Source organism: Mesocryomonas lacus (assembly GCF_055730135.2).
Window position 1 is genome coordinate 45,382 of the sequence record NZ_JBUZWE020000015.1, and the last position, 12,551, is coordinate 57,932.

The following is a 12,551-nucleotide window of genomic DNA, read 5'->3' on the forward strand; positions in this document are numbered from 1 at the left end:
CTTGCCGAATGAGACTTTGCAACGTGCCCTGATCCCGCCCTATGATCGCCGGAGAGCGGCCACCATCCGAACGCGGCCGCAGTACATCATCCCGCCGTGCGCGTTTTCTTCCACGGCCGGTGAACAGGGCGCCGCACCCGCGGCGAAGCCGACATGGACAGCATTCTCGTCGTCAAGCTCGGCGGCAGTTCCGCCGCATCCCCGGATTTCCTGCGCTGGATCGAGGCGATCGAGAAGGCCACCGGGCCGGTCATCATCGTGCCCGGCGGCGGGCCTTTCGCCAACACCATTCGCCGCTACCAGCCGAAGATGGGCTATGACGACGATGCCGCGCACCACATGGCGATCCTCGCGATGGAGCAGTTCGGCCTCGCCCTCGTCAGCCTCGGCACCCGCATGGTGCCGGCCTATTCGCGCGAGGAGATAGACCAGCTCCTGGCCGACGGGCGCATCCCGGTCTGGATGCCGGCGCGTACCGTGCTCGGCGTGCCCGAGATCATCCGCGACTGGTCGGTGACCTCCGACAGCCTGTCGGCTTGGCTCGCCGGGCGGCTGCCGCAGTCGAAACTTCTCTTGGTCAAGCAGATCGACGTGCCGCAGCACTCTTCGCTCGAGGCGATGCAAGGCGCTCAGATCGTCGACGACAGCTTCATGTCCATGCTGCAGCCGGGCACCGTCGTCTATGTCGCCGGGCCCGAAGATCTGCCGCTTGCCGGCATTCGGCTTGCCGAAGGCCTCGTTCCCGGCCATGAAGTGCCGGGGCGGCCGCATCTCCTGGATGCCGCGCAGTAGACGTCAGGAAGCGACAGCGAGATCATGCCGGCCGAAAAGCTTCTGTTTCTGACCGGCCATCTGGCCTTGCCGCGGCTGGAAAAGCTGCTGGGCGATCTCGGCCAGACCGACTTCGAGTGGGCGATCCACGACATCGGCGTCAAGGTGGCGGCGCTGATGACCGGCGAGATCATCTTGCGCCGGCTGAAGAAGCCCGTCATCGCCGACCGCGTCATCGTGCCCGGGCGCTGCCGCGCCGATCTCGATGCGCTGTCGCGGCATTTCGAGGTGCGCTTCGACCGTGGTCCGGACGAACTCGTCGACCTCCCGGCCTTCCTCGGACGCAAGGGCGCGCCGCCGGACCTGTCGCGTCAGGACATGCGGATCTTCGCCGAGATCGTCGACGCCTCCGCGCTGACCGCGGGCGAGATCGCGGCGCGGGCGGTGGGGATGCAGGCGGCGGGCGCCGACGTCATCGACCTCGGCTGCTTGCCGGATACGCCGTTTCCGCATCTCGAAGAGACCATTGCCGAGCTGAAGCGGCAGGGATTGCGCGTCAGCGTCGATTCTGCCAGCCGCGAGGAGCTGACGCGGGCGACCAAGGCCGGCGCCGACTATCTCCTCAGCCTCAACGAGGAGACGCTCGACATCGCCGGGCTCGGCGACGCCGTGCCGATCCTGGTGCCCGCGGTGCCGCACGACATGGCCTCGCTCGACCGTGCGATCGCGCGCGCAACCGCGATGGGCATCCGCTTCATCGCCGACCCCATCCTCGACCCCATTCACTACGGCTTCTCGGCCTCGCTGGTGCGCTACCACCAGCTGCGCGAGCGCCATCCCGAGATCGAGATGCTGATGGGGACCGGCAACCTCACCGAGCTGACCGACGCCGATACCTCGGGCGTGACGGCCATGCTGCTCGGCGTCGCCTCCGAGCTTTTCATCCGCAACCTCCTCGTCGTGCATGTCAGCCCGCACACGCGGCGCACGATCGAGGAGCACGACGCGGCGCGGCGCATGATGTTCGCCGCCCGCGCCGACAGCGCCTTGCCGCGCGGCTATTCCAGCCGCCTGCTGCAGGTGCACGACACCAAGCCCTTCGCCTCGACGCCGGACGAGCTGTTCGCGCAAGGTGCCGAGGTGCGCGACCGCAATTTCCGGATCGAGACGGCGGTGGACGGCATCCACGTCTACAACCGTGATGTCCACCACGTCGAAACCGACGCCTTCGAGTTCTACCCGAAACTCGGCGTCGAGGACGATGCGGCGCATGCCTTCTACCTCGGCGCGGAGCTGCAGAAGGCGGAGATCGCCTGGCGGATCGGCAAGCGCTACGCTCAGGACGTGGCGCTCGACTTCGGTGTCGCCGCGCCGAGACCGGACAGCGACCGTACCCGGCTTGAGGCCGCCGGCCATACGCTGAAGCCGAAGACCGGCGAGGCCGGGGCGCGGCCGGTGGAAGAGCCGGTGCCGGACGTCGCGCCGGACGCTCCAAAGAACGGCTAGCGCAGGCTGCGGTCGGGCGTGCCCGTTCGAGGGTTAGCTGCTTTCGATGCCAGAGCCGCCGAAACTGCCAGCAGTAAAAGATTCTGGGAGGACCGATGCCCTACATCCGCGAGACCATCATCACCACCGTCAGTGCCGACGGCACGGTCCACATCGCGCCCCTCGGCATCATCGAGGACGGCGCCGGCTGGATCATCGCGCCGTTCCGGCCCTCGCAGACCCTTGCCAATCTCGAGGCCAACGGGGTGGCGGTGGCGAACTACACCGACGACGCCCTTATCTTCGCCGGCTGCCTGACCGGCCGGAAGGAGTGGCCGCTGGTGCCGGTGGAGGGTTGCGCGGTGCCGCGGCTGGAGGCCGCCTTGGCGCATGACGTTCTGGCGGTACAGCGGGTCGACGGCAGCGACGAGCGTCCTCGCTTCCATTGCACGGTGACCGCCGCCGGGCAGCACGCGCCGTTCCAGGGCATGAACCGTGCCAAGGCGGCGGTCCTCGAAGCCGCCATCCTCGTCAGCCGCCTCACCATGCTGCCGCGCGAGAAGATCGAAGCCGAGATGGCCTATCTCAACATCGCCATCGAAAAGACCGCCGGCGATCGCGAGCGCCAAGCCTGGTACTGGCTGATGGAGAAGATCATCGCGCATCTCGCGGCCGTCGACGCGGGTTAGGCGGGGCAACGAGGTTCGGTGCCTGGCAGTATTGTGCGGGATCGTTGGACAATCTTCGGTAGCTGATTAATTGTCCGGAAATCGATGTCCTGTAGGGTGGTGGCAACTCTTGTTCCGGGGATCGCCATGTCCCTCAGCATACGAACGAAACGCGACATCGCGAAATACGCCGCGATCATCACCGCCGTTGCGGTCGTCTCTACAGCAAGCTTTGTTCATTTCGCCACCTTCCGTTTGCTGAACCAGCAAGGATATTCCTTCGCGATGGTGCTAGCGATCGGGTTGCCGCTGGTGATCGCCCTGCCGATCGCGACGATTGCCCTGTTCCTTGTCCGGATGATCACCGCGGGGCTCGACAAGATCGAGGCCTTCGTAAAATTTGATCCCCTCACCGGGACGCTGGCGCGCAGCTATTTCATGGAAGTGGCACGAAGGGCCTTTTCAGGCGGGGGCGCCTTGCTGCTGGTCGACGCCGATCATTTCAAGCGCATTAACGACAGCCACGGGCATGATGTGGGTGACGAGGCGCTGCGGGTTCTCGGGGCAACGCTCAACTTCGCGGTCCCGGACACGGCCGCCGTGGGTCGTATCGGCGGCGAGGAATTCGCAATCTTCCTGCCCGGGGCCGACAGGTCCGCGGCCGAAAGGACGGCGGCGGCGATCAATGCGGTCATGCGCGAGAATGGCCGTGTGATTGCAGGCAAGCCGCTCGGCATGACCGTCAGCATCGGCGTGGCGATGGTGACGCCCGGTTCCTCCCTCACCCTTCTGTTCAAGGAAGCGGACGAGACGTTGTACTCGGCCAAGCACAACGGTCGCGACCGCTACCTCCTCGGCCGGTCCTGCATCGGGGCGCAGCCCGTCAGCGCCTCCGCCCTTGCCTAGCGGACGCGGAAGCGATGCTCAGGCCGAAGCTTCAGCCAGAAGGGCCAGTGCCGCAGCCGGTGCGGCCCGGCAGGTGGCATCACGGATGTCCGACCGGCAGTCCAGCAGGTCGGCGAAGTCGACCACGCCGCGATCGAGCCGCGCGGCGAGGCGCTTCAGCACCGAGCGTCCGGCTCCCGCCACCACTACCGGCGCATCGTCGGAGACGTCGCCGCGCGACAAGACGATCAGCGCAGCATCGTGGAGGCGGCGGATCTGCGCTTCGGCAAAGGCCCGCGCCAGTTGCTCGAACGCTTGCGGCGACGCCTCGGCGGCATCGCGGCCGATCATCCGGGCAAGCCGGGCGCGGGAGGCGTCGAGCGTCTTTTCCTTGCCGTCCGCGGCCGGGTGCTGGTCGTCTTCCTCGTCGAGCGTGCCGAGGAGCCGTTGGGCATCGGCCATGGTCGCGAAAAATTCCGCCATGATCGGCGTCTTGCGGCCGAGGAACGGCACCTCGGTCGCCACCGCCATCAGCGCCGTGCGGGTGTAGCCCTGATAGACGAGTTCGCCCGCGAGCAGGCGCTCGGCGTCGGTATGGCCCACGGCCAGCACGACACCATTCTTGACCGGCACGAGGTCGGTGGTGGTAGAGCCCATGTCGAGGAACAATGCCTCCTCGATGCGCGCGGCGGTCAACGCGGCAGTGGCGTGCCAATTGGCCGAGGCGATCTTCATCATCTGCTCGCCGGACGGCCTGGCCGACAAGAAGCCGGCGCTTCCGGCATAGAGCCTGAGGTCGTCGCCCAGATGTACCGTCAGGATGCGCGTGAGTTCGTACACGCCCTCGTCGCGGTCGGCGAAAATATCTGACAGCTCGCCGGTCATGGTGACGGCGTGCCGGTCGACGGGTCCGACCTTGGCGAGAATTGAGGTCAGCGCGTCGCCGAGATGGTGGAGGCCCTTCCAGATGGGCGTCGGCTCCTGCCAGACCTTCAGGATCTCGCCGTTCTCGGCCAGGGCCGCTTTCAGATGCGCGCCACCGACATCCCAACCGAGCGTTCTCATGTCTGCCTTTCGTCGCGCGCTTCCAAAGCGCTCGCTGCGATGCCGGAAGTGTCCTAGCTTTATAAAGGCGTCGACGACGGAAACCAACAGGTTGCCTGAGGTCGGCGCGAATGGATTCAGGGACGACGTGATGCAGATCATTCCGGTGCTCGACCTGATGGGCAGGCTTGTCGTGCGCGGGGTGATGGGCGATCGCGCCGCCTACCGCCCGATCGTCACGCCGCTTGCCACCTCGGCCGACCCGCTGGCCGTGGCGCGCGGGCTCTCCAGCCTTGGGGCGTTCGAGGCGTTCTATCTCGCCGATCTCGACGCTATCGAGGGGCGGGCTCCCAACCATCAGACGGTGGCGGCGCTGTGTGCGGCGTTTCCGCAGGCGGCCTTCTGGCTCGATGCCGGCGTGCGGGATGCGGCGGCAGCGCGTGTCCTCCTCGAGAACCCGCAGGTGACGGTGGTGCTCGGCAGCGAGAGCGTCGAGAGTGCCGGCGTGGTCGCTGGGTTCGCGGGGGAGCCGCGGGTGGTGCTGTCGCTCGACTATCGCGGCGACGATTTCCTCGGGCCGGCGGCGCTGGAGACGGATGCCGCTCTCTGGCCGGGCCAAGTGATCGCGATGACGCTCGCCAAGGTGGGCAGCGGCACGGGGCCGGATCTCAACCGTCTGCGGGACATCCGGGCGCGGGCCGGAGGGCGGGCGGTCTTTGCCGCAGGCGGCGTGCGCGGCGCGGCGGATCTGGCGCTGCTGGCAGCCGCCGGGATCGACGGCGCGCTTGTTGCCTCGGCGCTGCACGATGGCCGTCTCGATCAAGCGACGCTGGCGGCGCTTGGCGCTGCGCCCCGCGCCGGGCTTGCGACTTCAGGCAAATGAAAAAAGGGGCCGAAGCCCCTTTTCTCGAATCACTGGAAACCGAAGATGGCGGCCAATCGCCGGAGAAGGCCGGCTTTCATTGCAGGCTGTTGATCTTCTCCGGGATGGTCTCTTGTCTAGGCGCCGGCGAACGGATGTGCCGCCGAGCCCTTCTTGGCGACGACTTCCTTGGCGGTCGGCGTGCCCTTGATGGCGCGCTCGATCGACTCCTTGGTGGCCTGGTAGTTGTATTCGCGGATCTTGGCGTCGTCCGCGGCTTCCCAGTGGATGAACACGCCGACGCAGATGAACAGGTCATCGGCTTCGTCGGCCGGGATGGTGCCGTCCTCGACGCTGTCGGCGACGGCGCGGGCGACCGCGGTCTGGGCCGGTCCGAACATCTGCACCGCCTGGCGGGCATCCTTGATCGTGACCTTGTTGAACATCAGGGTGTTCGGCTTGCACGGCAGGTTGGGGGCGACCACTGCGAGGAGCGAGGTGAAGCCGTCCTTGTTGTTGGTCAGCGAGTTGCAGAACGCGGTTTCCGCGGCGCTGCCCCGGGGGCCGATGATCAGGTCGATGTGCGCAACCTCGTTGCCCTCGCCCACCAGCGATTCGCCGACCATTACCTTGTTGATGACTGCCATGGTGTTTCCTCCAAAATTGACAAAAAGCCTCCGGCGCCCTGCTGGGCCGGGGTCACAAGTTCCGTATTTCGGGACAAAGTTATGCCGCCGCATCGAGCGGCATGGATCTCTGGCTCCCTCCCGAACGCCGGACCTCAAAGTCCGGCACACGGCTATCCTTGTTCACGGCGTCCCCTGCGGGACCGGTTGGCCAGATAGCTGCCGGGGGGACATGGCCCCCGGCATTCGACAGTCAATCATTCAGGGCGTCATTCTTCAAGGCGTCTGACGAGTTCTTCGGTGAAAAGGCTGGCAACGGTTAGATCGGCGGAAGTGCCGGGATTGAGGCCGCGTTGTTTCAACCGGGTATCGGCACCAAGCAGCTCCGCCTCGCGGGCGGCGCGATCGGGCAAGGCGGCAAGGCTCCATCGGAGGTCGCCCATCTCCGCCTGCAGCGCCTTGGCGGCCGGAGGGCCGAACTTCCGGCCGACATGGCTGTCGGGAAATTCCTCGGCAAAGGCAAGGAAACAGGCGATCGCCGGCCACATCCCGGTCTCGCCGGCCTGCCGCGCGGCCGCCAAGGCGGGCAAGCCGACGTCGAAGATACCGGCAAATCCGTCCGCATACTGCCGGGCGACGAGATCGCGCGGCGCGGCGAGGCGCATCGCCTCGACGAGGCTTATGCTCGGCGTCGCGCGGACGTCGTGTGCATCCTCCGTGCCGAGCCCGCCCGGCGAGGCGTGGGCGATGGCGCGAAAGGTGTTGGCGGCGTCGTCCGCGGTGAGATCGGACAGGACGCCGCCGACCGCCACCCGCAGCCGCTCGGCCCCGCTGCCGCGGGCGGGCCCCGCTCGACGTTCGCCGCCCAGCCGCTCGGCCGCGACGGCGAGAGGGGCGGCCAGCAGCAGGATGCCGAGATTGGTGTTCATGCCGACGGCGGCCCATGTCGCCTCGACGGCGGCGAGAACGCGCGCTCCGGTCGGCGCGCCGACCGCGGCGATCGCCGGGGCGGAGACGACGGCGCTCCGCTCGAACACGCCGACATCCATGCCGTGGCCGCCAGCGAAGCGGTGGACGTTGCCGGGCTTCAGCGCGTCGAGTTCGGCCCGGCAAGCCAAGAGATAGGCGTCGGCGATCGCCTCGGACGAAAGCATCAGAAGGCCCGGGCAAGGCTCGCCGGGCGATGGCCCGCAGCCCGGCCCGCCAGCCGTTCCAGGAGATCGGCGACGCGCCGCGCGGGAATGTCGATGCCGCTCGCTTGTTGAAGGCCTGTCCAGGCCGGCATCGAGTTGACCTCGATCACCTGCGCCGCGCCGGTCGAGTCGCGCAGGAGATCAACGCCGCAGAAATCGCCGCCGACCGCCTCGGTCGCGGCGATCGCCAGCGCCTCCAGCTCCGGATCGGCTGGCATCGGCAAGGCCGCGGCGCCTTGCTTGATGTTGGTGATCCACTGCCCCGCCTGGCGCATCATGCCGGCGGCGACGCGGCTGTTCGAGACGAGGATGCGGTAGTCGGTGAAAAGGCCGTTGCCGCCGTGCCCGGCGAAGCGCTGGAGATAGTAGACGCCGGCGATCTCCGCCTCGGACGGCAGGTCGTCCGCCCCGTGCACCAGGCGCAAGCCCTTGCCTTGCGCGCCGAACAGCGGTTTCAGCACCAGCGCGCCGTCCTCGCCGTCACAGATGCGCGCGGCCTCCGCCCGGCTTTCGACGGTCCAGCTGCGCGGGCTCGGCAGGCCGGCACGGGCGAGGAGGAAGCTCGTCATCGACTTGTCGACGCAGCGCTCGATCGAGGCGGCGTCGTTGGACACGAGGACGCCGAGTCGGCCGAGCGCGTGCAGGACGCCGAGGCGGCGTGTCACCTGCTCGAAGCTGCCGGCATCGAGCGTGCGCACGCAGACCGCGTCCGGCAGGTCCTCGCCGAAGTGCGGCATCACCAGCCCGTGCTGGGCCTCGGTGTCGTAGGCGATGTCTGCGAGCTCGATCGCCGCCACGTCCGCGCCAGCCGCCGTGAAGGCGGCCAGCATGTCGTGGGCATGGCGGTCGAGATCGGCGGTGACGAGGGCGATGCGCGGCGCGGGCGCCATAGCGCCGGGTGACGGCGCGATGGCTTCGGCAGCGCTCACGAGAAGGAGGCGTCGAGCAGCGCCGGATGGACCCCGCCGGCGCGGAACGTCTCGCCGGTCTCGAGCGCGACCACGGCGACCTCGGCCGGGCTGAACAGGCTCGGATCGATCTTGTAGAAGTCGCCGTCGTATTGCTGGAAGATCTTGGCGAAGGGCGTGCCGTGGTCGGCGGAGTTGTGGCTCGGCAGCGCCTCGGCCAGCGCCTTTGCCTCGGCCGCCGGGCCCGTGACGTGGAGGAGCACGCGTCCGCCATAGATCACCGCATCGTTGGTGCGGCCCATGGCGGTGATGAAGTCGGGATGCGGCGGCGGCAGCGGGACCGTGCCGAGGCCCGACTTGATGCGCGCGAGGTCGAAGGCGAGCGTGTGCGCCTTGTGCAAGGCGACCTCGACGACGCGGCCGATGATCTGGACGGTGCCGGCAAGGCTCTGCGTCGGCGCGTAGAGGATGGTCAGCCGGTCCGGCGCGACCTTGCAGTCATCGGCGATGCGGCGGACGAGCTCCTCCGGCGGCGGGCTGCCGGTCTCCAGCACCAGGATTGCCCGCTCGCTGGCGTCGGCATAGGCGATGTCGGCAAACAGCGTTTCCTTACCGGCGAGCGCGCGGGCGGGGCCCGAGCCCATCGAGAAGTAGTTGCCGACCTCGGAGGTCAGCTGCCAGCCGGCATACTGGCTGCCGAGGCAGGCGAGCACCGGGTCCCAAGTCTCGACCGTCAGCGCGAAGGGATAGCGCGGCAGCGAGGCGTCGGCGACGAGGCTGGCGCGGCCGAGCCCGCCGAGACAGATCTCGGTCAGCAACCGGCCGGCCTCCAGGCTGCCGAACGCCGCGGCGCCGGCATCGACCAGCGTTTCGCCGGCACTGCCGGTCGACACCGCCACGCCGAGCGCGTCGGCGCGGTCGATGAGCTCGGCGACGATCCGCTCGGCGCCGCGGCTGACCGAGGGGGTGCGCGGGCCGCGCGCGGGCATCTGCGGATGGGTCATTGCGGCATTCCCTCGATCGAAGTCTTGATGGCGGCGAGCCGGCTGGCCAGAAGGGCCATGGCGGCATCAGGCGTCTCGCCGTCCGCCTTCAGCGTGCAGATCGGCTCGCCGTAGCGGATGACGGTGCCGGGCATGGGCCTGTCCGACACGAAGTCCGGCCAGGCGACGCTGCCGATCGTCAGCATCTCGGCCTCGCTGTAGGCAAAGCCCGCGGCGCGGATCGGTGTCGCCGGCAGCGCACCCGGGCCACCGGGGAGGCGGCCGGCGCAGGCGTCGAGATGGATCGTCAGGAGCGGCGCGCCCGGCCGTTCGAACACGTCCATCGAGGCGCCGGGGCGTGGGTTGATCTCGAGGAGGATCGGCGCGTCGCTCTCGTCGAGGATGAAGTCGGCGCTGCAGATGCCGGCCAGCGCCGGCACGGCCGCGGCGATCGCCGCGATGGCACGGCCGATGCCGTCCTCCAGGCCCTCGCGCAGCCGAACTGGGCCGCAGGCGCCGCCATAGCGGAACGGCTCCGTCGGGCTGGGGCTCGGCCATTGCTCGGAGAGCCCGAGGATTGCGGCCCGTCCGCCGGCGGCGACGAAGAGCGCCGAGCGCCGGTCGCCGGAGACGAAGCGCTGGTAGTAGCGGTCGGGCGCCGGGTCGCGGGTCGCGAGCGTGCCGATGTGCAGTCCGCCGGCCGCACCTGCGCGTTTGCTCAGCCAGTGCGTGCCGTCGTCCGCCTCGGCTTCCGGACGCTCGCGCTGGGTCTGGGGATGGCGAATGCCGTTTCGGCTGCACAGTGCGGCGAAGCCGAGCGGGTCCTTGAGGATCCGGACGGTGTCGCCGCTGTTGCCGAGCAGCGGCCAGCGCGCGCCGATGGCGTCGATCAGTTCGGGGCGGTCCTCGAAGCCCGGGCCGCAGACGACGCCGACGGGGTCGCGCCCGGCCGCCAGCGCACCCAGCGCTGCCAGCAGATCGTCGCCATCGAAGCCATCGACGAAATCGCCCTCGACGGTGCGGAAGTCGGCGACGAGATCGCGCAGGTCGTTGTCGGCGAAGAGGTCGGCGACGAGCGGCGTGTAGCCGGCCGCGCGCGCGCTGGCGGCCAGCGAGCGGCCGGAGAAGGTGGCGATGAGCAGGAAGGGTGCCGCCATCAGAGCTCGGGGACGAGCGTGCGGGCGAGGATGAAGGCATCGCGGAAATCGAGCGCCAGCACCTCGTCCGCCTCGATCATCCGCCGGAACAGACCGGACTCGGTCTGGTACTTGACGTTGCCGATGGCCAGCGCGCCGACGCCGAGGATCGAGGATCCGGCGATCGGCTTGCCCATGTCGAAGACGTCGACGCCCTCGATGCCGGACGGCGGCACGGCGTTGACGTCGGCGGCGGCCAGAAGCTTCGGGGCAGCCCGCAGGTTTTCTGCGGTGAGGACGCGCACGCCGGCCTTGGCGGCGGCCAGCACGATCTCCGCGCCCTCCAGCACCGCGGCCTTCTCCGCGTCCGTCGCGCCGTTGACCGCGGCGACGTCGACACCGAAGCGCGCCTTCATCTCGTCCGCCCGGGCCTGGACCCGCGCGACGCCGCTATGGCCGACGAGGGTCACCTCAGCGCCCTCGAGCGCGGCGATGACGGCCGAGCAGTAGCCGACGACGCCGGTCGCGCCGAACACGGCGATGCGGGTGCCGGCGAGCCCGCGGCCGTGCTTGGCCTGCACGACCTTTTCGGTGCAGGCGACCATGGCGGCGGCGGTGGTGAAGGAGCCGGCGGGATCGGCGAAGATGTTGGTGCCGAAGGGCGGCACCAGCGCCGCCTTGGCGGCGTCGATCATGTCGAGCGCCAGCACGGCGTCGTCGCCGCCGAAGAAGATGCCGGTCGAGACGCCGAAATGCGGCGGCCGGGAGAAGATCGCGTCCTGGACGAGGTCGGCGACCTCGTCCAGCGTGACGTTCTCATAGGGCACGATGACGTCGTAGCCGGCGTCGGCCGCCATGTTCACGTCGAACGGGCTGACATGCTTGTGCGGCGTCAGCATGTGCAGGATGTTTTTCTGGGCCATGTTTCCTCCAGGACGTTTTGGCCGGTTTGCCCGGCATTCTTGTTTGGGCGGCAGCGTTCAGGCGGCCGAGCTCGTCGTGATGGTCGCGCCGCTGTTGCGCCCTTCCACGACGCGGATGTCGAGGCTCTCGCCGGCGCCGCGCAGCCGCGCGACCATGGCGCGGGCCTCTTCGACGCTGGCGGCGAAGGCGAAGCCGGTGGGTCCCCAGGAGCTTTGGCCGATGCCGGTTGCGCCCATGGCCTTCAGCTGCGCCATGGCGCTGGCGACGCGTGGGCTGCTGAAGAGGCCGCCTTGCGCGGCCGCGAAATGCTCGCCGACATGGCGCTGAATCTCACCGAGCGCCGCGCCGAAATTGGCAAGGTCGGTTTCGACGAGGGCCGGCAGCAACTGCATCAGCACGAGGTGGCAGATCTGCGCCGCGGTGGTTTCAGGGAATGCCGGAAGGGCGGCGAAGGCGTCGATCTCCTCGCTGCCTTCGAGGCCGTTGCGGGCGGGATCGATCACCAGGATCACCCGCCAGGCCTCGGGAAACCGCAGCCGCGCGATGACCGGCGGCGGCAGGTTCAGCGCGCCCTTGCCGCCGTCGACGAGGAACCCGCCATCGTTGAAGAAGCCCGCGCCGACGCCGGACCGGCTGCCGCGGCCGAGGAAGGCGGCATCGCCTTCCGGATCGAGCGGCATGCCGTTCAGCCGGCGCAGTGCTCCGGCCACCGCGAGCGCCAGCTGCGTGCCCGAGCCGAGGCCCGCATGGGCGGGGATGACGCTGGAAATCGAGAGGTGGTGGTGGTGGTGGCTGATGCCGAGATGGGCGCGCATCGCCTCGAGGTGCCAGCGGGCCCGCGACTTCTCCGGTCCCTCGACCACCGTCGCCTCGGCGCGGCGCAAGGTGATGCGGGTCGAGGGCTCCGACACGGCCATGCCGATGCCGCCGAAACGGCGGCCGAGGCCGCCCTGCATGTCGAGAAATCCCAGATGCAGGCGCGCGGGTGCTGCGACGCTGACGACGTCCGTTGTCACGATATGTCCTGTCTTCTGATGCCCGCTCAACTATTATTCTTCTTTGGCGA

At 68.8% G+C, this 12,551-nt stretch carries 13 protein-coding genes; 5 read left to right on the forward strand and 8 right to left on the reverse strand.

Annotation, left to right across the window (positions count from 1 at the left end; translation table 11 throughout):
- Nucleotides 1-153 precede the first annotated feature (153 nt).
- The 4 genes from ACZLZY_RS20855 to ACZLZY_RS20870 all read left to right on the forward strand — a co-directional run bounded on the left by ACZLZY_RS20855 (nucleotide 154) and on the right by ACZLZY_RS20870 (nucleotide 3,830).
- Nucleotides 154-792, forward strand: coding sequence for an amino acid kinase family protein (locus ACZLZY_RS20855; protein WP_472935974.1), 639 nt, complete (start codon nucleotides 154-156; stop codon nucleotides 790-792).
- A gap of 24 nt (nucleotides 793-816) precedes the next feature.
- Nucleotides 817-2,277 (forward strand): DUF6513 domain-containing protein, encoded by a 1,461-nt coding sequence (locus ACZLZY_RS20860; RefSeq protein ID WP_472935975.1) that lies wholly within the window; start codon nucleotides 817-819, stop codon nucleotides 2,275-2,277.
- Nucleotides 2,278-2,372: 95 nt separating this feature from the next.
- Nucleotides 2,373-2,945, forward strand: coding sequence for a DUF447 domain-containing protein (locus ACZLZY_RS20865; protein ID WP_472935976.1), 573 nt, complete (start codon nucleotides 2,373-2,375; stop codon nucleotides 2,943-2,945).
- Nucleotides 2,946-3,071: 126 nt separating this feature from the next.
- Nucleotides 3,072-3,830 (forward strand): GGDEF domain-containing protein, encoded by a 759-nt coding sequence (locus tag ACZLZY_RS20870; RefSeq protein WP_472935977.1) that lies wholly within the window; start codon nucleotides 3,072-3,074, stop codon nucleotides 3,828-3,830.
- A gap of 18 nt (nucleotides 3,831-3,848) precedes the next feature.
- On the opposite strand, the gene ACZLZY_RS20875 is transcribed toward ACZLZY_RS20870, so the two are convergent.
- Nucleotides 3,849-5,015 (reverse strand): hydantoinase/oxoprolinase family protein, encoded by a 1,167-nt coding sequence (locus ACZLZY_RS20875; RefSeq protein ID WP_472935978.1) that lies wholly within the window; start codon nucleotides 5,013-5,015, stop codon nucleotides 3,849-3,851.
- Here ACZLZY_RS20875 and ACZLZY_RS20880 point away from each other — a divergent pair.
- Nucleotides 5,005-5,736 (forward strand): HisA/HisF-related TIM barrel protein, encoded by a 732-nt coding sequence (locus ACZLZY_RS20880; RefSeq protein ID WP_472935979.1) that lies wholly within the window; start codon nucleotides 5,005-5,007, stop codon nucleotides 5,734-5,736. The two genes, ACZLZY_RS20875 and ACZLZY_RS20880, sit on opposite strands and share 11 nt — an antisense overlap.
- Before the next feature lie 116 nt (nucleotides 5,737-5,852).
- Here the strand turns inward: ACZLZY_RS20880 and fae are convergent, their stop codons facing one another.
- From fae to ACZLZY_RS20915, 7 genes are all read right to left on the reverse strand, one after another.
- Nucleotides 5,853-6,362 carry a formaldehyde-activating enzyme gene (fae, locus tag ACZLZY_RS20885; RefSeq protein WP_472935980.1) on the reverse strand — a complete coding sequence of 170 codons (510 nt, stop codon included), beginning with the start codon at nucleotides 6,360-6,362 and terminating at the stop codon, nucleotides 5,853-5,855.
- Between the two features lie 248 nt (nucleotides 6,363-6,610).
- The gene (locus ACZLZY_RS20890; protein WP_472935981.1) at nucleotides 6,611-7,495 is read right to left on the reverse strand and encodes a triphosphoribosyl-dephospho-CoA synthase; all 885 of its coding nucleotides are present in this window, start codon (nucleotides 7,493-7,495) and stop codon (nucleotides 6,611-6,613) included.
- On the reverse strand, nucleotides 7,495-8,463 hold the full coding sequence (locus tag ACZLZY_RS20895) for an ATP-grasp domain-containing protein (protein ID WP_472935982.1): 969 nt from the start codon (nucleotides 8,461-8,463) through the stop codon (nucleotides 7,495-7,497). Before ACZLZY_RS20895 ends, ACZLZY_RS20890 begins: the two co-directional genes overlap by 1 nt.
- Complete coding sequence (mch, locus tag ACZLZY_RS20900) at nucleotides 8,460-9,446, reverse strand: methenyltetrahydromethanopterin cyclohydrolase (protein WP_472935983.1); 987 nt, start codon at nucleotides 9,444-9,446, stop codon at nucleotides 8,460-8,462. Before mch ends, ACZLZY_RS20895 begins: the two co-directional genes overlap by 4 nt.
- Nucleotides 9,443-10,582 (reverse strand): ATP-grasp domain-containing protein, encoded by a 1,140-nt coding sequence (locus ACZLZY_RS20905; RefSeq protein ID WP_472935984.1) that lies wholly within the window; start codon nucleotides 10,580-10,582, stop codon nucleotides 9,443-9,445. Before ACZLZY_RS20905 ends, mch begins: the two co-directional genes overlap by 4 nt.
- Nucleotides 10,582-11,484 (reverse strand): NAD(P)-dependent methylenetetrahydromethanopterin dehydrogenase, encoded by a 903-nt coding sequence (locus tag ACZLZY_RS20910; RefSeq protein ID WP_472935985.1) that lies wholly within the window; start codon nucleotides 11,482-11,484, stop codon nucleotides 10,582-10,584. Before ACZLZY_RS20910 ends, ACZLZY_RS20905 begins: the two co-directional genes overlap by 1 nt.
- Nucleotides 11,485-11,541: 57 nt before the next feature.
- A complete protein-coding gene (locus ACZLZY_RS20915) occupies nucleotides 11,542-12,501 on the reverse strand; it encodes a beta-ribofuranosylaminobenzene 5'-phosphate synthase family protein (protein ID WP_472935986.1) in 960 nt (319 codons plus the stop codon).
- Nucleotides 12,502-12,551: the final 50 nt, after the last annotated feature.